Source organism: Novosphingobium sp. Fuku2-ISO-50 (genome assembly GCF_001519055.1).
Classification (GTDB): domain Bacteria; phylum Pseudomonadota; class Alphaproteobacteria; order Sphingomonadales; family Sphingomonadaceae; genus Novosphingobium.
Genome location: NZ_KQ954287.1, coordinates 218,536 through 239,675, shown reverse-complemented (window position 1 = coordinate 239,675; position 21,140 = coordinate 218,536). Strand labels below are relative to the sequence as shown.

Genomic DNA, 21,140 nt, shown 5'->3' with positions numbered 1-21,140 from the left:
CAATAACCGGCCTTTCGCTGGTGCCATATTGAACGACGGGCATTGGTCGTATCCAGTCACTCGGCAGGCTTTCACAAGCGGCGGAATGTGTTTGCGTCGCCTAATCAATAGCTACGAAGCGGGCGATGTCGCTGGTGTGCAGCCAGCGGACGCGGGCGTTGGGCGCGGAATTGGTCAGCGCATAGAATGCTGCCGCCTGCGCTTCGCTCATGCCCATCGCGCGGTAATAGTCGACATAGGCGCGGTTGACCGGGGCGTTGGCGGGGTAATCGCCCGGCCCGCGCCCGGCGTCGTCTTCCCAGGCATGAACGCCGAAATCGGCATCGGGCGCGGCATGGCGGTCGGCACCGGCAAGGAACAGCTCGACCGCGCCCGATCGCACCGAGCCGCCCGGCGGGACTTCGGTGGCGATGGCGCGCGCGCGGATCATCCGGCCCAGCCGCAAATTGGCATTGTCGTCGAGCGTGCCCGGGCAATCGACCATTTCGAGCACCTGAATGCCGGGATAGGCGCGCAGCATCGCGGCAAAGCGCGCGGGACTGGCGCCATCGGTGGCATCGACCAGCGCGGCATGCCTGCCGTCGAGCACGACAAACGGGCCGAACCGGGCGATTCCGGGCATGGCGGGCGCCGCGCTGCCGACCAGGCGATCGGCGCCGTCGTTTTCGGTCTCGACGGTCGTTGTCTCGGTCCAGACCACGCCTGCGGCATCGGTCCATGTGCGCGTCGAAACCTCGCGCGCCTGAGCGGTCACGCCCAGCGTGGCGATCAGCAGCGCAAACAGCGCGAGGGCACGGCGCATCATCATCGCGCCCAGTGACCACGCGCGGCCTTGTCATCGTGCAAAGATCTGCGGTGAATTTGGCGTTTACCCAGTCTTAGACAAAATCACGCCAAATTGGCTGAATTCCGGGCCTTTGCCGTTCGGCCTTCGGCGCGCTAAGGATCAGGTCAAACACGGGGGTCATGAAACACAATGGTCGCAGTCGTGGCGACAGTCGCCTATCTCGGGCTTGAGGCGCGCGCCGTCGAAGTGCAGTGCCAGCTCTCCGCCGGGCTGCCCAGCTTTCGCGTTGTCGGTCTGCCCGACAAGGCGGTCGGCGAAAGCCGCGAACGGGTTCATTCGGCGCTGGCCGCGATGGGCCTGTCGCTGCCGCCCAAGCGCATCACGGTCAATCTGTCGCCCGCCGACTTGCCCAAGGAAGGCTCGCATTACGATCTGCCGATCGCGCTCGCGCTGCTGGCGGCGATGGGCGTGGTCGATCGCGAGACGCTCGCCGATCAGGTCGCGGTCGGCGAACTGGCGCTCGACGGGCGGATCATCGCCAGCCCGGGCGTCCTGCTCGCCGCATTGCATGCCGGGGCCACCGAGCGCGGGCTGATCTGCCCGGCGGCGCAAGGGACGGAGGCGAGCTGGGCGGGGACGGCGGTCATCGCCGCGCCCGACCTGATCGGCCTGCTCAACCATCTCAAGGGCACGCGACATCTGCCCCCGCCGCAGCCGGGCGAGCCCGAACCGCCCGCGCGCGGCCCCGATCTCAAGCAAGTCAAAGGGCAGGAAGTCGCCCGCCGCGCGCTCGAAATCGCCGCCGCCGGGGGGCACAATCTGCTGATGGTCGGGCCGCCGGGCGCGGGCAAATCGCTGATGGCGGCCTGCCTGCCGGGCATCCTGCCGCCGCTGACACCGGGCGAGGCGCTGGAAGTGTCGATGGTCGCCTCGGTCGCCGGAACGCTCGACGAAGGCCGGATCAGCCGGGCGCGCCCGTTTCGCAGCCCCCATCATTCCGCCTCGATCGCGGCGCTGACCGGCGGGGGGCTCAAGGCGCGTCCGGGCGAAGTGAGCCTGGCGCATCTGGGCGTGCTGTTTCTCGACGAATTGCCCGAATTTCAGCGCGCCGCGCTCGATTCGCTGCGTCAGCCGCTCGAAACCGGCGAAGTCACCGTGGCGCGCGCCAATGCCCATGTGACGTTTCCGGCGCGGGTCCAGCTGATCGCGGCGATGAATCCGTGCCGCTGCGGGCATCTTGCCGATCCGGCCCTGGCCTGCAGCCGCGCGCCGCGCTGCGCCGCCGATTATCAGGCGAAAATTTCGGGCCCCTTGCTCGATCGCATCGACCTCCATGTCGAAGTCGATCCGGTGGCGGCAAGCGATCTTGCGCTGCCGCCGCCGATCGAAGGGTCCGCCGAAGTCGCGCGCAGGGTTGCCGCGGCGCGGGCGATCCAGACTGCGCGGCTGGCCGGAACCGGGCGGCGCAGCAATGCCGAACTCGACGGCGACTTGCTCGAAACCCACGGCCAGCCCGATGCCGCCGGGCAGGACCTGTTGACCCGCGCGGCGACCGCGATGAAGCTGACCGCGCGCGGCTATACCCGCATGCTGCGCGTTGCCCGCACGATCGCCGATCTGGCCGGGACGGACGAAGTGGGGCGGGTCCATGTCGCCGAAGCGCTGAGCTACCGCCGCTTGCCCCCGCGCGCGTAACGTGCTGCAACAAAGCGGATGCATTGCGCCGGGGAGAGGTTAAGCCCCCTCGACCGCAACGGATTGAGGACGCAGGCCCGATGACATTCAGCGACGCCTCCCTTGGCATGGGCCGACCGATCCAGCGCCGCGATTTCCTCAATGGCGCGCTGATGTCGGGCGCGGCGATCCTGGCGCCGGGCGGTCTGGCGCGCGCGGCGGGCGATCCGGGGCCTTATCCCCCCGCGCTGACCGGCATGCGCGGCAGCGGGTATCCGACCGCGTATTCGACCGGCCATGCGCTGCGCGATCATGTCTTTGCGCCCAAGGGCCTGGCGAGCGAAACCGCCGACAGTTACGACCTGATCGTGGTCGGCGGCGGGATCAGCGGGCTTGCCGCCGCGTGGTTCTATCAGCAGCGCCATGGCGGCAAGGCGCGTGTGCTGGTGATCGACAACCACGACGATTTCGGCGGCCATGCCAAGCGCAACGAATTTGGCGAAGGCGCCGGGATGCGCCTGTCGAATGCGGGCAGCTTCAACATTTTTGCCGACGATCACGATAGCGGCGCGCATGTCGATCTCTATCGCACGCTGGGCATCGACATCGCGGCGCTGGCGCGTGATACGGTCGATCCCGGATTCTATCACCGGCTGGGCATGGGGCAGGGGGTATTCTTCGATCGCGAGACGTTTGGCCGCGATGTCCTGCTGCCCGATCCCGCGCCCTGGACCGATTTCGGCTTTCTCTATGCGCCCAATGTGCCCCCCGATGCGCAAAGCCGCTGGGCGCGTTTCATGGCCGAGGCGCCGCTGTCGGAACGCGCGCGCGCCGATCTCCATCGGCTCTATCACGCCGCGACCGATTATCTGCCGGGGATCAGCGTCGAAGAGAAAGTCCGCCGGCTCGATACGATGAGCTATGCCGATTATCTGACCGGGCCGGTCGGTTGCGACCCGATGGTGGCGACCTATCTGCGCGATCGCACATTCGGCAGCGGGCGGGGCCTGTCATCGACCACTGCGCTGTCGGCGCATCAGCGGTTCGGCTTGCCGGGTTTTGCCGGGCTCGGCCTGCCCGCAGCGTATGATACCGACGAATCGGGCACGAGCTATCACTTCCCCGAAGGCAACGCGACCGTTGCGCGGCTGCTGGTCGGGCGGCTGATTCCCGGCGCGCTCAAGGGGCGCGATGCGGCGGCGGTCATGCTCGAACGCGTCGATTATGCGCGGCTCGACGATCCTGCCAATGCGACGCGCATCCGGCTCAACGCCACGGCCTTTCATGTCGCCAACGGGCCCGGCGGGGTGGAAGTCAGCTATACGCTCGGCGGGGTCGACGGGCTTTTGCGCAAGACGCGCGCAAAGCAATGCGTGCTCGCCTGCTGGAACTATGTGATCCCCTATATCTGCCCCGATCTGCCCGCGCCGCAGCGCGAGGCGCTGGCCTATAACGTCAAGACGCCCAACTTGTGGGTCAATGTCTGGCTGAACAACTGGCGCGCGTTTCACCGGGCGGGGACGTGTTTCATGAATGCACCGGGCAGCTATTTCGCCTCGCTCATTCTCGAACAGCCGGTGTCGATCGGCGGCTATGCGCATTCGGCGACGCCCGACGATCCGACCGTGATGACCATGTTGCGCGGCTATGAAACGCCGGGGCTGCCGATCAAGGACCAGTTCCGCCTTGGCCGCGCCGAACTCTACGCGACCCCTTTCGAAACGTTCGAGCGCGAAACCCGCAGCCAACTGGCGCGCGCGCTTGGCCCCCATGGCTTCGATCCGGCGCGTGACATCGCGGGGCTGACGGTCAATCGCTGGGGCCATGGCTATTCGTATTGGTATTCGGCGCTTTATGACGATTTCCTGAAAACCGGGGCACCGCCGCCGCACCTGGCCGCGCGGCAACCGTTTGGGGCGATCGCGATTGCCAACACTGATTCGGGCGGGACCGATTCGACCGAACTGGCGATCGACATGGCGGCGCGCGCGGTGGCCGAACTGGGCTGATTGTCTTTGCGCAGGGTGCAGGACGTGGCATAATTCATCCAACGGGCGCCTTGCGGGTATTGTTCCCGGCGAGCAGCCCGGTCGGAGACATCGGACCATGGAAACCACCAACCGTCGCGAGATCCTGCGTGCTGCCGTCGCTGTCGGCGGGGTGGCGCTGTCTGCCGGGGCTGTTCCGGCACGGGCCGCAGCGCCGCACGGGGCGTCGCCGCATGGGGCCTCGCCCCAGGTGCAGCCGCCCTTGCCTTATGCGCCCGATGCGCTTGCCCCGGCGATTTCCGCGCGGACGGTCGATTTCCATTACAACAAGCATCACAAGGGCTATTTCGCCAATCTTGCCAAGCTGGTTGCCGGAACTGCGCTGGCGCAGGCCTCGCTCGAAGACATCATTCTGGCGACGGCGGGCAAGGCCGACAGCCACGCCATTTTCAACAATGCGGCGCAGGCGCTGAATCACAACCTCTATTGGCAAAGCCTGACGCCGCATGGATCGGCGCCCTCCGCTGCGTTGACGGCGGCGATCGCGCGCGATTTCGGCACGCGCGCGGCGCTGGAGGCAGACCTGACCAAGGCGGCGATCGGCCAGTTCGGCAGCGGTTGGGCCTGGCTCGCCGCTGACGCGGGCAAGCTCAAGGTCGTGGCGACATCGAATGCCGACACGCCGCTGGCTCAGGGAATGACCCCGCTGCTGGTGATCGACGTGTGGGAACACGCCTATTACCTCGACGAACAGAACCGGCGTGCCGATTATGTCGGCGCGATCGTGCCGCTGCTCGATTGGGCGGGCGCCTCGCAGCGCTTCGCCGCCTGATTGCGAGCGTTTGTGCCTTTCTGCGCGTACGCCCCACGCACGCGATTGTGATTGGCCAAAACATTTCTGCCCGATGGGGTCCGCGATACCTCTTGGCAGCCTCCTGAAATGATGTATGTTGCACATACTAATTCGGACTGGGGCGGATCACAGCCCCAGCCGGTCAGGAGAGGGAAAACGCATCGCGTCGTTGAAGCCGGGCCTTTGCCCGGATCAGGTCCGAACAAAGCTTCAACCATCTGGGAATATTATGTTTTCAGAGTGCGGTAGCGGCGGTCGCCTGGTTCATCGACTCGATTTTCCCCTCCTGCGGGACAGGAGAGGAGAAAGGCATGACCAAGTATACCCGTTCGCCCATTTCGGGGCGCACCCGGCTGCTGTGTGGCGGCGCGATCACACTTGTCGCGGCTGTTGCGCTCGCTTCGCCGGCTTGTGCGCAACAAGCGGCGAGCGCGAAGGCGTCCGACACCAGGACCGGCGGCATCGAGGAAATCGTGGTGACCGCGCAAAAGCGGTCGGAAAACGTCCAGACCGTGCCGATTGCGATTTCCGCCTTTACCGCCAATGCCCTGAAAGAGCGGGCGGTCGGCGACGTGTCGCAATTGTCGAGCCTGTCGCCCAACGTCACGCTTGACGCGTCCACGCCGTTTTCGGGGTCTTCGGCGGTTTTGGGCGCCTCGATCCGCGGCGTCGGCGCGGCCGACTTTGCCTTCAACATCGATTCGGCTGTCGGCGTCTATGTCGATGGTGTCTATCTGGGCCGTTCGGTCGGCGCGAATCAGGACTTGCTCGACGTCGATCGCATCGAAGTGCTCAAGGGGCCGCAAGGCACGTTGTTCGGCCGCAACACCATCGGCGGCGCGATCAGCGTCGTCACCCATGATCCGGGCAACCAGTTCCGCTTTATCGGCGATTTCACCACCGGCAGCTACAACCGGATTCAGGCACGCGCCACGGCGGACATTCCGCTGACCGAAAACCTGACCTCGACGGTGTCGGTCGGCGTGATGAACCGTGAAGGCTATCAGTATCGCCTTTCCTACCCGGGGCAGTATGTCACCGATGCCTATACCTCGTTTGCGGCAGCCGGCTATGGCAGCGGCGGCGACCGGCAAGGCGGCGACAACAACTGGAACGCCCGGATCAAGCTGAAATACACCGGCCCCAACGGCTTCATCGCGCGGCTGGCGTTCGATTATACCCACGTCAATCAGGAATCGACCGCCAACACGCTGCTGGGGACCGGCGGAAGCATCGAGGGGCTGTACAACCTCTGCGTTTCAACGCCGGCAAGTGTGCTGTCGGGTATCGGGGTCGGCGGGATTTGCGGGCCGCGCACGGGCGTCGGCGGTTATGGCACTTTGCCGGGCCTCGCCGGACAGGGGGCCAACGGTTATCTGACCTACGGCAATCAGTTCATCACCAAGAACATCGATACGACCTATGCCACCGGCAACAACTATTCGAAAGTCCAACAGCTTGGTGTCGGGCTGACGCTCGAACAGCCGATCGGCAATGCGGTGCTCAAATCGATCACCGCGTTCCGCAAGGTCGATCTCAACGCCGGGATGAATCAGGACGGCTCACCGCTCAACATGCTGCTGCTCAGCTTTACCGTTGACCAGCACCAGTGGAGCCAGGAATTCCAGCTGTCGGGCAAGGCTGTCAACGACAAGCTGAAATACGTTGTCGGGGCCTATGTCTTCAACGAAGCGGGCAATCTGCACGACTATGTCACGTTCGACGACGGGCTGTTGCAGGTCGACGGGCCGGGCCGCATCAACACGATGGCCCTCGCTGCCTACAGCCAGCTCGACTATCGCTTCAGCGATCTTGTCGGGGTGACCTTGGGCGCGCGCTATACCCATGAAAACAAGGATTATTACGGGGCTCAGGCGGATGATAACGGCCTAGCCTACAAAGGCGCGCAGATGCCGGTCAATGCCGCCAGTGCAGCAATCCTCGGCTTTCCGTACAACAACAACTTTGCCGCGTCGTCGACTTATGGCTCCAACCTGGGCGCGCTGGCGCAATACCTCGATTATTACCCGGCATCGCCGACCAACCAGCAGTTCAACAATTTCAGCCCGAAGGCCGGTATCCAGCTCTATCCGAGCCAGGGGCTGATGCTCTATTTCAGCTGGTCGCGCGGGTATAAATCGGGCGGCTGGACCACGCGTCTGTCGAGCCCTCTGCTTGCCGCGCCTGAATTCGGTCCGGAAAAGGCGCAGACGTTCGAACTGGGCGTCAAATCCACCCTGCTCGATCACAAGCTGCAATTGAACGCGGCGGTGTTCGACACCGATTACACCGGGATTCAGCTCAACGAACAGATCGGCGCCTCGCCGACGGTGTTCAACCTTGGCAAGGCGATCAATCGCGGGGTCGAGGTGGAAGCCACGGTTGCGCCCGGCTATGGCTTCTCGCTGACGTCGTCGCTGTCCTATCTCGACGCGCATTATACCTATGTGTGCGGCCAGGATAATGTCTTCCAGAGCTTCTGCGCCGGCAATTCGGCCTATCTCAAGCCCGATAGCAACTCCGCCGGGGTCGCGGCGGGCGATCCGCTGCCCAAGGCGCCGCACTGGAAGATCAATCTCTCGCCGCGCTATGAAATCGATCTGCCCAAGGGCAAGATCGTGCTCCTGGCCGACTGGACCTATACCTCGACCATGCGCAATGACTCGCTGGGCACGTATCTGATGGACCGCAAGGCCACCAATATCGTCAACGCCAGCGCCACCTACAAGGCGCCCGACGGCAACTGGGATCTGACCGTCGGCGGCACCAATCTGACCAACGAACGCTACATCATCACCGGACAGTCGAATTCGGCCGCCGGCGTGATCAGCGGCACGTATAACCGCCCGGCGGAATGGTATGCCCGTCTCGGCGTGAAGTTCTGAGGACCTGGCGGGGCGTTAGCGCCCCGCCATCGCCTTGGCACGGGGCAGATAGGTCCGCCCGATGCGCAGCGCCGTGCCGTCGGCGAGTTCCGCAGACCACACGCCCAGACCATCGTGACGTAGGCCGGCGATGCGGTCGCGGCGCACGATGGTCGAGCGGTGCAGGCGAATGAAGCGCGCCGGATCGAGCCGGTCTTCAAGCCTCTGAATGGTGTGCAGCAAGAGATACGAGCGCGCGCCGACGTGAAGCCGGACATAATCGCGCTCGGCGTCGATCCGTTCGATGTCGCCCGCCGCCAGCCGGATCAGCTCGCTTTTGTGCGGCACCCAGAATTCTTCGAGCCATTCGCCCCTGTCGATCGGAGTGCCCGCCGGGCCCGCTTCGCGCGGTTCGGCCAGGCGACGCGCCAGGGCCCGCTCGATCGCGCGGGCGAGGCGGTCTTCGGCGACGGGCTTGAGCACATAGTCGACCGCGTCGCAGTCGAAGGCCTCGACCGCGAACTGATCGTGCGCGGTAATGAAGATCACTGCGGGGCGCGTGGTTTTCGCCACAAGTTGTCGCGCCACGGTCAGCCCGTCGACTTCGGGCATGGTCATGTCGAGCAGCAGGAGGTCGGGCGCCAGAGCTTCGGCCAGCCGCAGCGCCTGCGCCCCGTCGCTGGCGGTGCCGACGACATGGAGCGTGGGGATTCGCGCCGCGAGGATCTGCAGCCGCTCGATCGCCAGCGGTTCGTCATCGACGATCAGTGTGCGCAAGGGGGGCTGGGTGCGCAAGGGCGTGGTTTCGGTCATGACAGGGTCCGGCGCGAAAGGGGCAGGGTCAGCGTCGTGGCATAGCCGCCGTCGGGCAGCGGGCCGCTGGCGATATGTGCGTCAGACCCAAACCGCACGGCCAGCCGGCTGCGCACATTGGCCAGGCCAATGCCGGTGCCGGATTCCATGCCCGTCTTGCCCGGGCCATCGTCCGATATCGTCAGGACCAGGCGATCGCCATCGGCGCGCGCGACGATCCTGACCGTGACGGCGCGGGTCGTGGCGGCCACGGCGTATTTGATCGAATTTTCCACCAGCGGTTGCAGGATCATCCCCGGCACCGGCGCTGCGGTGAGCGTGTCGGGCACGTCGAACACGGGTTTGAGCCGTTCGGGAAAGCGCACCGCCTCGATGTCGAGATAGTGCCGCTGCAAGGCGATTTCGTCGGCCAGCGACACATCGGCGCTGGGATCGGCGGCCAGGCTGTGGCGATAAAAGCTCGACATCGTCTGGATCATCCGCTCCGCTGCCTGGCCACGCCCGCTCATCACCAGCGCCGAAAGCGAATTGAGCGTGTTGAACAGGAAATGCGGATTGACCTGATAGCGCAGCGAGCGCAGCTCGGCAGCCTTGGCGGCGCGACGATATTCGCCTTCGCGGCGTTCGGCGGCGCGCACCATTTCCGCATTGCCGAGCGCGAGATAGAGCGCGGCCCAGGCGATCAGCAGGAAATACCGCCCGAGCGCGACATCGGTCAATTGGCGCCATAACCCTTCGTGCTCGATCGGGTTCTGAATCAGCGTGATCGGGCGGGCGTCGGTGGCGGCCTTGGTGCCGGACCTGGCACCCGTGGTCGGATCGTCGATGTCGATCAGCAGATTGCCCGAAAGATCGTGGCGCACGCGGACATTGGATGCGCCCCCGCCGGGATGAGGCTTCGGCTGGGCGGTCTGATCGGTCAGGCGCGCGATCATCTGCGCCTCGACCGGGGCAAAGGCCTGTTGGTTGACCACTGCGAGCGCCAGCGCGGCGGGCAACATGATCAGCAGCGCCGCCGCGAGTCGCACCCCGGTCGGACGCCCGTCAAACCGCCGCAGCAGCGGCCAGGCGAGCAAGGTGACGACGATTCCCGCCAGTGTGACCAGCGCACGGCGCCAAAGCAGATCGCTGAATTCGCCCAGTTCGACCACCAGCGCGCGCATGGTGATGAGCACGAAATAGCATAGCCACAAGGCTATCGCGGATCCCAGCACCTGCCGCGTCGGCACATGCGGGATCGTCGTGTCGGGCAAGTCATCTAATCGCTCGGGGGATCGGTCGGCCATCGACACACGCTAAAACGAAAGGCCCCGACTGCGCCAGTGCAACGGTCGGGGCCAGTCATGCGTTGGTCGATTCGTGCGTTGGTCGATCGGAAAATCGCGCCGATCAGCCCGGCAGCAAGTGTTCCTCGGCGATTTTCTTCTTCCACACCAGCGGTGCAAGCTGGTGCACGTTCTGGCCTTCGCAATCGACCGCGACCGTTACCGGCATGTCCTCGACGGTGAATTCATAGATCGCTTCCATGCCCAGATCCTCGAACCCGACCACTTTCGACTGCTTTATCGCGCGCGCGACCAGATAGGCCGCGCCGCCCACTGCCATCAGATAGGCCGACTTGTGATTGGCAATCGACTGCGTCGCGGCGGGGCCGCGCTCCGCCTTGCCGACGCAGGCGAGCAGGCCCTGATCGAGCATCATGTCCATGAAGCTGTCCATGCGCGTTGCGGTCGTCGGACCGGCGGGGCCGACCACTTCGTCGCGCACGGGATCGACCGGGCCGACGTAATAGATCACCCGGCCCTTGAAATCGACCGGCAGCGGCTCGCCCTTGGCCAGCATGTCCTTGATCCGCTTGTGCGCGGCATCGCGCCCGGTCAGCATCTTGCCGTTGAGCAACAGGCGATCGCCCTGCTTCCAGCTTTGCACGTCTGCGGCGGTCAGCGTGTCGAGATTGACTCGCTTGGCCGAGGCGTCGGCGGTCCAGTGAACATCGGGCCATTCGTCGAGCTTTGGCGCTTCGAGGAACGCAGGCCCCGACCCGTCGAGCACGAAATGCGCGTGGCGTGTCGCGGCGCAATTGGGGATCATCGCCACCGGCTTGCCTGCGGCATGACAGGGCGCGTCCATGATCTTCACATCGAGAATGGTCGACAGCCCGCCAAGACCTTGCGCGCCGATGCCCAGTGCGTTGACTTTGTCAAAGATCTCGATGCGCAGGCGCTCGATGTCGGTCCGGGGGCCGCGCTCCTTGAGCTGGGCCATGTCGATCGGCTCCATCAGCGCCTTTTTCGCCAGCAGCACGCAATGTTCCGCCGTGCCGCCGATGCCGATGCCGAGCATGCCCGGCGGGCACCAGCCCGCGCCCATCTGCGGCAGCATTTCCAGCACCCAGTCGACGATCGAATCGCTGGGGTTCATCATCTTGAACTTCGACTTGTTTTCGCTGCCGCCGCCCTTGGCCGCGACATCGACGCTGATCGTGTTGCCCCGGACCATTTCGACATGGAGCACGCAAGGGGTGTTGTCGCGGGTGTTGCGGCGGGTGAAGGCCGGGTCGGCCAGCACCGAGGCGCGCAGCTTGTTGTCGGGATTGAGATAGGCGCGGCGCACGCCTTCATCGACCACGTCCTGCAGGCTCTGGTCGCTGTCGAGCCGGCAATCCTGGCCCCACTTGATGAAGACGTTGACGATGCCGGTGTCCTGGCAGATCGGGCGGTGGCCTTCGGCGCACATCCGGCTGTTGGTCAGGATCTGCGCGATCGCGTCCTTGGCCGCGGGGCCTTGTTCCGCCTTGTAGGCTTCGCCCAGCGCGCGGATGTAATCCATCGGGTGGAAATAGCTGATGTACTGCAACGCGTCGGCGACGCTGTCGATCAGGTCCGCCTCGCGGATCGTTACCATGTCTGCCATCTGTCTTGCACCTTTCATCGCGCGGCAGGGCTCGCCAGGGATGGTCGGAGCGCCTGCGATTTGCCGGTCCATTCGTCGAAAGGCCCCTTACGCCTCGACGCACGACATGCAAATAACTTGGCGCGGCCCAGACGATAATCTAGAGCTTTGGCCAAGATCGGGGGACAGCCCCCCGATGGCGCGCTTGCGCCGGTACATCAGCTAACGAGGGAATTCATGACCTTGGTGGAAGAACGCGTAGGGTTTGACGCGGCGCGCCGCGCGATGATCGACAGCCAGCTTCGGGTGAGCGGAGTCAACGATCTGACGATTCTGGCCGCTTTTGCCGCCGTTGCACGCGAAGATTTCGTGCCCGAGGCTGCCCGGTCGATCGCCTATATCGATCGCGCCGTGCCGCTGGGCGACGGCACCGTGCTGGCGCCGGCGCTGACCCATGGGCAGATGCTGATCGCCGCCGAACCGGTGGCCACCGACCACATCCTGGTGATCGGCAAGCCCGGTGCCTATCTCGGCGCGCTGGCCGCAAGGCTGGCGCAAAAAGTCACCGTGGCGGCGCCCGATGGCGACTGGAGCGCGAATGCGCCCTATTCGCTGATCCTGATCGACGGCGCGATCGAAGTTGCGCCCGAATCGCTGGGCGCTGTGCTGGCCGATCAGGGCCGGGTGATCACCGGGCTGATCGAGCGCGGCGTGGCGCGGCTGGCGATCGGTCGCCGCGTGCTGGGCGAGCTGGTGTTCACCAAGCTGTCCGAGGCCGATTTTGCCGCCTTGCCCGAATTTGCGGCCAAGAAGACCTGGAGCTTCTGAATTCCATGCAGCGGAGAGGATGGGGCCGTCTGCTGATCGGTGCGGCGATGTTTATCGCACCGACGGCGGCGCTGACAGAAACAGCCGGGGCGGAAACGCTGCGCGAAGCGTTGATCGCGGCCTATGGCAACAATCCGGATCTCGCCTCGGCGCGCGCCAGCCAGCGCGCGACCGACGAGACCGTGCCGATCGCCCGCGCGCAAGGCCTGCCCAGCCTGCAAGGCTCGGTCAGCTATGCCCATACCGTCGAAAAGACGGCTTATGGCGCCTATGACTTCTATCCCAGCGACACGTTTCAGGCATCGACGTCGTTCAGCGCGCCGATCTATTCCGGCGGCGGAGTCAGAAGCGCGATCGATGCGGCCAAGACACGGGTGAAGCAGGGCCAGGCCAGTTTGCTCGGCACGGAAACGGGCGTGTTTTCGCAAGTCGTGGCGGCCTATCTGGATGTCACGCTCAATGCCGCGATCGTCTCGCTCAACCGCAACAATGTGCAGGTGCTCGAAGTCAACCTCAAGGCGACGAGCGACCGCTTTGAAATCGGCGATGTCACCCGCACCGACGTGGCCCAGTCGAATTCGCGCCTTGCGCAGGGCCGCGCGGCATTGCGCAATGCGGAATCAAACCTGATCGCGGCGCGCGAACGCTATATTCAGGCGGTCGGCCATGTCCCCGGCCAGCTTGAAACGCCGCCGCCGCTGGCCGGATTGCCGCATGCGCCCGACGATGCCGTGCAAGTCGCGCTCGAAAGCAATCCTGACCTTGCCGCCGCGCGGCTGGCGACCAGGGCGGCGGGCTATGACGTGAAAACCGCCGATGCCTCGCGGCTGCCCAAAGTCGCCGTGGTCGGTTCGGCCGCTTATGCCAACTATCTCGGCACGCTTCCGGCGCAGGCGCTTCAGGTCGGCAGCCTGCCGCATAGCGGCACCGCGCAGATCGGGTTGCAGGCGACGATCCCGTTCTATCAGGGCGGGTTGCCCAGCGCGCAGATCCGCCAGGCCCAGGCCAACGAAGGCGCCGCCGACGAACACGAGATTTCGGTCGAGCGCGAAGTGATCGCCACCGTGCGCGCCGACTTTGCCGCGTGGAAAGCCGCCAACGATGCGATTTCGCTCAATCAGACCGCCGTCGATGCCGCCGCGCTCAGTCTCGAAGGCGTGCGTGCCGAAAACACCGTGGGCAATCGCACGATTCTCAATATCCTCGATGCCGAGCAGGAATTGCTCAACTCCCAGGTCAATCTGGTGACGGCAAAGCGCAACGCCTATGTCGCCGGGTTCAACTTGCTGGCAGCGATGGGCAAGGCGCAATCGAAGGATCTCGCGCTCGATGGCGATCTCGGCGCCGCGCTCTATGATCCGCAAGTGCATTACGATCATGCGGCGGGCGATGCCAACGACTGGCACCGCGATCCGACGCCGGTGCGCCAATCGACCGCGACGGCAAACACCCCTGCGCAAGATGCCGAGGTGCCGCCGCAGCCCCTACCGTAATGAAAGGGGCCGTGATACTCGCTTGCCTGTGGGCAGGCTTTGGTGATTCGCAAAGCTCGCACGGTTTTTTTAGCAGGGGATCGCGACAAGCATGCGTCAGGCGGGTGAACCCTCGGTCGAGGAAATCCTTTCGTCGATCAAGAAAGTGATCGCGCGCGACAGCCGGATCGAATCCGGTCGGCGTGACGATGCGCGCCGCCGTGGCGGCGATGTGCTCGATCTTGGCGAAGTCGCCGCGCAAGTGCTGGGGGCCGAACGCAAGGGCCCTGCGCGTGGATCGGCGGCGCACGATGATGGCGCTTTCGAGGACGACGATGAAGAGAGCGGCGATAGCCCGCTGCTCAATGATGTGACGACGTCGGCCATGCGCGATTCGCTGGCTGCGCTGGCCATGCTGGCCGAACCGGGCGCCCGGCCGCAGATCGTGCGCGCCGGTGAAACCTCGCTCGAAGGGCTGGTGCGCGAGCTCCTGCGGCCGATGCTGGCCGAATGGCTCGACACACATCTGCCGCCGATGGTCGAGCGGCTGGTCGCTGCGGAAATCGCCCGAATCGTGCGCAAAAAGGGCTGATCGGCATCACGGGGATCGGGTCATGAACGAAGACGCCGCTGCTGATCCTGCAACGGCCGATCCTGAAACGATCGAACAGGCCGAGCGCGCGCTGGCGCTGTTAGGCGGGTTTGCGCCCCGGCGGCACATCTTCTTGTGCGTCGATCCCGAACAGGACAAATGCTGCCCGCGCGAAAAGGGGCGCGAAAGCTGGGCCTATCTGAAACGGCGGCTCGGCGAACTCGGGCTTGGCGGCCATGTCGGGGTGTTACGCAGCAAGGCGGGTTGCCTGCGCGTCTGTCTCGCCGGGCCGGTTGCGGTGGTCTATCCCGAAGGGGTCTGGTATCATTCGTGCAGTCCGGCAGTGCTCGAACGGATCATTGTCGAACATCTGGGGCAGGGCCGCCCGGTCGAGGACTATCGGCTCACCCCGCCATCGCCGCTCACCCCGCCATCGCCGCTCACGCCCCGATCATCGACTGGAAGTCGGTAAGCCCGCGGCCGGGATGGCGCGGGATGACATCGCGATAGGTTTCGGCGATGCGCATCATGTCGGCGCGATAGTCGCCGGTGGGCATGATCGCCGGGCCGACTCCGCCGATGCGTTTGGCATAGTCCATGAAACCGGGCACGATCGGCACTCCCGCGCCCATCGCAATGTGATAGAATCCGCTGCGCCATGAACGGACCTTGCTGCGCGTGCCTTCGGGCGCGATGGTCAGCGCAAAGCGGTCGCGGCGGGCAAATTCGTCGATCATGGTGGCGACCATGTCGCTGCGCCCCGCCCGGTTGACCAAAATTCCCCCCATGTCGCGCATGAAACCGCCCATGGGCCAGCGAAACAGGCTGTCCTTGGCCATGAAATGCGGATCGATCCCCAGCGATTCGGCCAGACCGAGGAAAAACACGAAATCCCAGTTCGACGTGTGCGGCGCGGCGATCAGGATATAGCGACCGCCGGGCGGGGGCGTGCCGACCGCGCGCCATCCCTGTCGGCGATAGAATGTCAGCAGCGCGGCCTTCGTCAGGCGCGACATCGCTCCGATGGCGGGGCGTGCCGGATCGCGAGACCCGTCGGAATGTGGTACGTCGTTCATGGTGATCCCCCCGGTTGCGGGGCGCTTACACCGCGAACGCCGCCAAGTCGAACGGCTTGCCGGGCGGTGCCGTGGTGGCGTACAACGTTGCAACAACACAGATAACGGGAGATGCGGCCTTGGGCTTGATTCACAATGTTAAGCTCAAGCGCATTCTGCGGTCCGGCTGGAACGGCACGTGCCCCGAATGCGGCAAGGCGTCGATGTTCAACGGCTGGCTCAAACTGGCCGATCGCTGCCCCAATTGCGGGCTCGATTACAAATTTGCCCATGCCGACGATGGCCCGGCGTTCTTTGCGCTGTGCATCACCGCGTTTCCGCTGACGTTCATCGCGGTGTGGCTGGAGGTCGAATTCGATCCGCCGTGGTGGGTTCACGCGCTCGTGTCGGTGCCGATTCTCGCGGTGGGGTGCCTGGGGTCGCTGCGCCCGTTCAAAGGCTGGCTGGTCGCCTCGCAATATCTCAATGACGCGGTGCAGGCGGGGACCGAAAGCAGCTGGGCAAAGCTTGATTCACACGATCACGACGCGCGATAATCGGCCGTGATCGCGCCGCAGCGGGCAAGGTCGGCCTCATGCTCGACTTCGCGCCACGTCTCGGCGAGCGCGGCGCTTTCCCATTCGCGCATCGCCGGGTGCGCCAGCACGCTTTCGACCCATTGTGCGCCCACAGGCCCGACATCGAGCCCATACGTGCGGATGCGAAAGGCGACCGGGGCATAGAATGCGTCGGCTGCGGTAAAGGCCGATCCCGCCAGCCAGGGCCCGCCAAAGCGGTCGAGCCCCTGCCCAAGGATTTCGCCAATCCGGGCCAAGTCGCGCGCAAGCTCGGCATCGATTTCCGGCAGTCTTGCGCGCACGCCGACATTCATCGTGCAGCGATTGCGCAAGGCTGAAAAGCCGCCGTGCATTTCGGCCACGACCGCTTGGGCAAAGGCGCGCGCAACCGGCTCCTCGGGCCAGATCCCGGCGTGCCGGTCGGCGAGATAGAGCGTGATCCCCAGCGAATCCCACACCGTCGTTGCGCCGTCGATCAGCACAGGCACTTGCCCGGTCGGCGAAAAGGCGCGGAACGCCTGCCAGTTCACGGCCTGGGCAAACGGCTCGACGCGGTCGACGAAAGGAATGCCCAGCGCGCGCATCAGCACCCACGGGCGCAGCGACCAGCTCGAATAGTTCCGGTTGGCGGTGATCAGCGTGTTCATGTCGCCCCGCTTATCACCGCCCGCCGGATTATGCCACGTAGTGCGCCGTGGTCTTGGCCGCGACGTCTTCGGCGGTGACGCCGGGGGCCAGCTCGACCAGCCGGAACGGGGCGCCATGGTCGGGCCGCGCAAACACGGCGAGGTCGGTGACGATCATGTCGACGACATTGCGCCCGGTCAGCGGCAAAGTGCAGGCGGGGATGAACTTGGCGCTGCCGTCCTTGGCGCAATGTTCCATGACGACGATGATTTTCTTGACCCCGGCGACAAGGTCCATCGCCCCGCCCATGCCCTTGATCATCTTGCCCGGCACCATCCAGTTGGCGATGTCGCCGCTTTCCGACACTTCCATCGCGCCGAGCACGGTCAGGTCGATATGCCCGCCCCGGATCATCGCAAAGCTCGCCGCGCTGTCGAAATAGGCCGACTGCGGCAATTCGCTGATGGTCTGCTTGCCCGCGTTGATCAGATCGGGATCGACTTCGTCGTCATAGGGAAAGGGCCCGATGCCGAGCATGCCGTTTTCCGATTGGAGCGTCACCGTCATCCCTGCCGGGATGTGGTTTGCCACCAGGGTCGGGATGCCGATGCCGAGGTTCACATAAAAGCCGTCTTCCAGCTCGCGCGCGGCGCGTGCGGCCATTTCGTCGCGGGTCCACCCCGTTTTTGCCTGGCTCATCATGCGTTCTCCCGTGCGCGGGTCGTGCGGAATTCGATTTTCTTGTCATAAGGCGCGCCGAGCACGATCCGCTGGACATAGACGCCCGGCAAGTGAATCGAATCGGGATCGAGGCTGCCGGTGGGCACGATCTCTTCGACTTCGACGACGCAGACTTTGCCGCAGGTTGCCGCAGGCACGTTGAAATTGCGCGCGGTCTTGCGAAACACGACATTGCCGGTCTCGTCGGCTTTCCACGCCTTGACCAGCGCGAGATCGGCAAAGATGCCGCGTTCGAGGATAAAGTCCTGCCCGTCGAAGGTTTTGACTTCCTTGCCCTCGGCGACCAGCGTGCCGACGCCGGTCTTGGTGTAGAATCCGGGGATACCCGCGCCGCCCGCGCGCATGCGCTCGGCCAAAGTGCCTTGCGGGCAGAATTCGACTTCAAGCTCGCCCGACAGATACTGGCGCTCGAATTCCTTGTTTTCGCCGACATAGGACGAGATCATCTTGCTGACCTGGCGCGTGCGCAGCAGTTTGCCGATGCCTTCGTTGTCGATCCCGGCGTTGTTTGACGCGAACGTCAGGTTCTTCACCCCCGATTCGCGCACCGCATCGAGCAGGCGTTCGGGAACTCCGCAGAGCCCGAACCCACCGCAGGCGATCAGCAGCCCGTCGCGCAGCAGCCCGTCAAGCGCGGCTGTGGCGTCGGGATAGAGCTTGTTGGCCATGAATCTCTCCCTTTGACAGGGGGCATCGTAATCGCTTCGATCCATCGAAAACAGCGCTACTTTTTTATGAAATTCGATAAACAACGCTTATGAAAAGATTGGCCATCTATCATTTTGAAACGTTGCTGTGGATTGCCCGGCTCGGCACGTTTCGCGCCGCCGCCGAACGGCTCAACACGACGCAGCCCGCAATCTCGGCGCGGGTGCGCGAAATCGAGGATCAACTGGGGGTCGATCTGTTCCGTCGCGAAGGGCGGCTGATGGTGCTGACGGCGCGCGGGCGCGATCTGGTGCGCGAAATAGAGCCGCTGTGGGTCGGGTTCGAGCGTGTGCTGACCCGCGCGAGCGATTTTGCCGGGGTGGCGGGCGTGGTGCGCGTGGGGGCGGGCGAAATCGCCGCTGCCGGTTGCCTGCCGGGCTTTGTCCGCGATGTCGAACGCGATCTGCCCGGTGTCGTCCTCGAAGTGGAGCTCGACCTGACCGCGCGCATGGTTCAGCAGCTTATGGCGGGGCGCAACGATCTGGCCTTTCTGGCCGGACCGGTGGCGATTCCCGGCATCCGCACAGCCGCCATCGGCACCGTGGCGCTGGTCTTTGCCGCCAGCGCGACGACGGCGCGGAGCCTGGGTGCAGAGCCGATCCCGATCTGGGCGCTGCCCCCCAGTTCGCCGCTCCATGCGGTGACGCACGAATGCCTTGCCATCGCAAAGCTGGCGGCGCGCGCGGTGGCGACATGCGACAATGTGCGCACGCTGATCGACATCGTGCTGGCCGGGCGCGGCGCTGCGGTCATGCCCGAAACGATGGTGCGGGCAGAGCTTGCCGCAGGAACGCTGGTCGAAATCGCCCCGCGTCCCCAACGCCAGCTGCAATTCGAAGCGGCGATTCGCGAAATCGAGCGCGACCCGCTGGTGCTCGAACTGTTCCGCCGCGCATCCCTGCTGCAAGTCGATCCTTAGCCGAGCGGGATTCCGAGCACCGCCGACAAGTCCGCCAGCGCCTGTGCGCCGCTGGTCACCTTGATCGCGTGCATGCCCAGCGTGGCGGCCGGTTTGCAATTGATGCCCAGGTCGTCGAGATAGATGCACGCGTCCGGGGCAAGGCCGAGATGGTCGCACATCATGGTATAGATGCGCGGATCGGGCTTGCGCAGCGCCACTTTCGAGCTTTCGATGACATGTTCGAAGCGGGCAAAGATCGCTTCCATCGCATCGGCGCGATCGGCCGCCCGCGCCATGCCTGCGCCGTGCCCGGTGGGGACATTGTTGGTGATGCAGGCCAGGCGATAGCCCGCCCCGGCCAGCTGATCGAGCGCGGTGACCATCGCCGGGCGGACCGCACCGGCGAGTACGGCCAGCACCGAAGCGCCATCGAGCCTGTGTCCAAGCGCGGCCGCCTCTTGCGCAAACAGGGCGTCAAACCGCGCAGCGTCGATTTCGGCGCGTTCGAACAGGGCCCAGGCATTGGCTTCGGGGTTGGTCGCATTGACCCGGCGGACGAAATCGCGCGGCAATCCGTGCTCCGCTTCCAGGCGGTTGAACGCTTCGAACGGACTTGCGGTGATTACCCCGCCGAAATCGAAAATCACCGCCTCGAATCGGCGTGATGTTTGCATTGCTCTCTCCCGATAGTGCAGTATCTTGGTATGTCTGCCCTCTCTTAAGGGACCGATTAAGCGGGGCAAGGGGCAATGATCCGTGATTTGACGTGGATCATGGTCGACTCGCCGGGCGGCGCGCAGACCAGTGGAAACAAGAAGAAGGACGATCCCAAATGCGCTCCATTCTGTGCCCCGTCGACAATTCGGCAACGCTTGATGATCGTGTCGAAACCGCGCTTGCGCTTGCCCGGGCCGTGCATGGCCATGTCACATTCCAGATCGCGACTCCGTTTGCCGAACTGGCGCTGTGGGAGCCGTTTGGCGGCGCGGCGCTATCGGCCGAAGCGATCAATCAGGTGCGTGCCGCCGATGAAAAGCTCGCCAGCGATCTGGATGCGCGACTGGCTCCGCAGGATGTGTCGTTTGACGTGGTGGTGATCGATGAAGGCCGCATCGAAGGCGTTGCCAGCGCCTCGCGGTTTACCGACATCGTCGTGACCAGCCTTGATGATCCCGCGCTTGAAGAAATCGGCATCGGCGTGCGCGTGCCGGTGCTGGCCGTGCCCAAGGGCGCGCCGATGCTGACTTTTGACAAGCCGGCGGTGGTCGCCTGGGACGGTGGTCATGAAGGCGCGGCGGCGCTGCGTGCGGCGCTTCCGCTGCTGCGGCTGGCGGGCGGGGTTCATTTGCTGACCGTGCGCGAAAAGGGCGACGATTATCCTGCCGCCGAGGCCGCGTCCTATCTGTCGCGCCACGACATTCATGCCGAATGCCACGAAACCGAGCGGGTCGGTTCGATTTCGGCGACGATCGAGGATTTTGCGCGCGAACACGATGCCGGGCTGATCGTGATGGGCCTGTTCGGCAAGAGCCGTTTGCGCGAACTGTTGTTGGGCGGCGTTTCGCGCGCGCTGCTCGACCGATCGGTAGTGCCGTTGCTGCTCGCCCACTAGGGCTGGCCGGCAAGTCTGCGCACTGCCACCGACGGGCGGCCGGGTGTTTGCATTTCCGGGGGGGAATGAACGTCCGGCGCCCGTCGGCCTGGTTACGCGATCTGCTATTGGCAATTGACGATTGACGTGCGCGGGGTGCTGCGCCGATGCTGCCA

Annotated in this window: 20 protein-coding genes; 11 read left to right on the top strand and 9 right to left on the bottom strand. The window is 64.9% G+C overall.

The window, feature by feature from the left end; translation table 11 throughout:
- Positions 1-100: 100 nt before the first annotated feature.
- Complete coding sequence (locus AQZ50_RS06810) at positions 101-805, bottom strand: hypothetical protein (protein ID WP_231730142.1); 705 nt, start codon at positions 803-805, stop codon at positions 101-103.
- A 171-nt stretch (positions 806-976) separates the two neighbouring features.
- On the opposite strand from AQZ50_RS06810, the gene AQZ50_RS06805 reads away from it, so the two are divergent.
- The 4 genes from AQZ50_RS06805 to AQZ50_RS06790 all read left to right on the top strand — a co-directional run bounded on the left by AQZ50_RS06805 (position 977) and on the right by AQZ50_RS06790 (position 8,187).
- On the top strand, positions 977-2,482 hold the full coding sequence (locus tag AQZ50_RS06805; protein WP_067744440.1) for a YifB family Mg chelatase-like AAA ATPase: 1,506 nt from the start codon (positions 977-979) through the stop codon (positions 2,480-2,482).
- An 80-nt stretch (positions 2,483-2,562) separates the two neighbouring features.
- Positions 2,563-4,470 carry a flavin monoamine oxidase family protein gene (locus AQZ50_RS06800; protein WP_067744437.1) on the top strand — a complete coding sequence of 636 codons (1,908 nt, stop codon included), beginning with the start codon at positions 2,563-2,565 and terminating at the stop codon, positions 4,468-4,470.
- Positions 4,471-4,567: 97 nt separating this feature from the next.
- Positions 4,568-5,281 carry a superoxide dismutase gene (locus tag AQZ50_RS06795; protein WP_067744434.1) on the top strand — a complete coding sequence of 238 codons (714 nt, stop codon included), beginning with the start codon at positions 4,568-4,570 and terminating at the stop codon, positions 5,279-5,281.
- A 332-nt stretch (positions 5,282-5,613) separates the two neighbouring features.
- Positions 5,614-8,187, top strand: coding sequence for a TonB-dependent receptor (locus AQZ50_RS06790; protein WP_067744431.1), 2,574 nt, complete (start codon positions 5,614-5,616; stop codon positions 8,185-8,187).
- 15 nt (positions 8,188-8,202) lie between these two features.
- Here AQZ50_RS06790 and AQZ50_RS06785 read toward each other — a convergent pair whose 3' ends face one another.
- The 3 genes from AQZ50_RS06785 to AQZ50_RS06775 all read right to left on the bottom strand — a co-directional run bounded on the left by AQZ50_RS06785 (position 8,203) and on the right by AQZ50_RS06775 (position 11,892).
- Positions 8,203-8,979, bottom strand: coding sequence for a LytR/AlgR family response regulator transcription factor (locus AQZ50_RS06785; protein WP_067744428.1), 777 nt, complete (start codon positions 8,977-8,979; stop codon positions 8,203-8,205).
- Complete coding sequence (locus AQZ50_RS06780; protein WP_067744426.1) at positions 8,976-10,265, bottom strand: sensor histidine kinase; 1,290 nt, start codon at positions 10,263-10,265, stop codon at positions 8,976-8,978. The genes AQZ50_RS06785 and AQZ50_RS06780 overlap by 4 nt, the downstream gene beginning before the upstream one ends.
- A gap of 103 nt (positions 10,266-10,368) precedes the next feature.
- Positions 10,369-11,892 (bottom strand): fumarate hydratase, encoded by a 1,524-nt coding sequence (locus tag AQZ50_RS06775; RefSeq protein WP_231730141.1) that lies wholly within the window; start codon positions 11,890-11,892, stop codon positions 10,369-10,371.
- 216 nt (positions 11,893-12,108) lie between these two features.
- On the opposite strand from AQZ50_RS06775, the gene AQZ50_RS06770 reads away from it, so the two are divergent.
- The 4 genes from AQZ50_RS06770 to AQZ50_RS06755 all read left to right on the top strand — a co-directional run bounded on the left by AQZ50_RS06770 (position 12,109) and on the right by AQZ50_RS06755 (position 15,235).
- Positions 12,109-12,699, top strand: coding sequence for a protein-L-isoaspartate O-methyltransferase family protein (locus AQZ50_RS06770; RefSeq protein WP_067744423.1), 591 nt, complete (start codon positions 12,109-12,111; stop codon positions 12,697-12,699).
- 5 nt (positions 12,700-12,704) lie between these two features.
- Positions 12,705-14,192 (top strand): TolC family outer membrane protein, encoded by a 1,488-nt coding sequence (locus AQZ50_RS06765; RefSeq protein WP_067744420.1) that lies wholly within the window; start codon positions 12,705-12,707, stop codon positions 14,190-14,192.
- 91 nt (positions 14,193-14,283) lie between these two features.
- Entirely contained in the window at positions 14,284-14,763 is a 480-nt protein-coding gene (locus tag AQZ50_RS06760; RefSeq protein ID WP_067744418.1) for a DUF2497 domain-containing protein, read from the top strand.
- Between the two features lie 22 nt (positions 14,764-14,785).
- Positions 14,786-15,235 carry a (2Fe-2S) ferredoxin domain-containing protein gene (locus AQZ50_RS06755; protein ID WP_067744415.1) on the top strand — a complete coding sequence of 150 codons (450 nt, stop codon included), beginning with the start codon at positions 14,786-14,788 and terminating at the stop codon, positions 15,233-15,235.
- Here the strand turns inward: AQZ50_RS06755 and AQZ50_RS06750 are convergent.
- On the bottom strand, positions 15,204-15,839 hold the full coding sequence (locus tag AQZ50_RS06750) for a lysophospholipid acyltransferase family protein (protein WP_156427253.1): 636 nt from the start codon (positions 15,837-15,839) through the stop codon (positions 15,204-15,206). The genes AQZ50_RS06755 and AQZ50_RS06750 overlap by 32 nt on opposite strands.
- 128 nt (positions 15,840-15,967) lie before the next feature.
- Here AQZ50_RS06750 and AQZ50_RS06745 point away from each other — a divergent pair, with 128 nt between their 5' ends.
- The gene (locus tag AQZ50_RS06745) at positions 15,968-16,375 is read left to right on the top strand and encodes a DUF983 domain-containing protein (protein WP_067744778.1); all 408 of its coding nucleotides are present in this window, start codon (positions 15,968-15,970) and stop codon (positions 16,373-16,375) included.
- Here AQZ50_RS06745 and AQZ50_RS06740 read toward each other — a convergent pair.
- Genes AQZ50_RS06740 through AQZ50_RS06730 form a run of 3 tightly spaced genes read right to left on the bottom strand, consistent with a single transcriptional unit; the run spans position 16,360 to position 18,432 of the window.
- The gene (locus AQZ50_RS06740) at positions 16,360-17,043 is read right to left on the bottom strand and encodes a glutathione S-transferase family protein (protein ID WP_067744410.1); all 684 of its coding nucleotides are present in this window, start codon (positions 17,041-17,043) and stop codon (positions 16,360-16,362) included. The two genes, AQZ50_RS06745 and AQZ50_RS06740, sit on opposite strands and share 16 nt — an antisense overlap.
- A 28-nt stretch (positions 17,044-17,071) precedes the next feature.
- Positions 17,072-17,722, bottom strand: a complete 651-nt coding sequence (locus tag AQZ50_RS06735) for a CoA transferase subunit B (RefSeq protein ID WP_067744407.1) — start codon at positions 17,720-17,722, stop codon at positions 17,072-17,074.
- Positions 17,722-18,432 (bottom strand): CoA transferase subunit A, encoded by a 711-nt coding sequence (locus tag AQZ50_RS06730; protein WP_067744772.1) that lies wholly within the window; start codon positions 18,430-18,432, stop codon positions 17,722-17,724. The genes AQZ50_RS06735 and AQZ50_RS06730 overlap by 1 nt, the downstream gene beginning before the upstream one ends.
- A gap of 89 nt (positions 18,433-18,521) precedes the next feature.
- Between AQZ50_RS06730 and AQZ50_RS06725 the strand changes: the two genes are divergently transcribed.
- Positions 18,522-19,391, top strand: a complete 870-nt coding sequence (locus tag AQZ50_RS06725; RefSeq protein WP_067744405.1) for a LysR family transcriptional regulator — start codon at positions 18,522-18,524, stop codon at positions 19,389-19,391.
- On the opposite strand, the gene AQZ50_RS06720 is transcribed toward AQZ50_RS06725, so the two are convergent.
- The gene (locus AQZ50_RS06720) at positions 19,388-20,047 is read right to left on the bottom strand and encodes an HAD-IA family hydrolase (protein ID WP_067744403.1); all 660 of its coding nucleotides are present in this window, start codon (positions 20,045-20,047) and stop codon (positions 19,388-19,390) included. The genes AQZ50_RS06725 and AQZ50_RS06720 overlap by 4 nt on opposite strands.
- Before the next feature lie 158 nt (positions 20,048-20,205).
- Between AQZ50_RS06720 and AQZ50_RS06715 the strand changes: the two genes are divergently transcribed.
- Positions 20,206-20,985, top strand: a complete 780-nt coding sequence (locus AQZ50_RS06715) for a universal stress protein (RefSeq protein WP_067744401.1) — start codon at positions 20,206-20,208, stop codon at positions 20,983-20,985.
- Positions 20,986-21,140 lie beyond the last annotated feature (155 nt).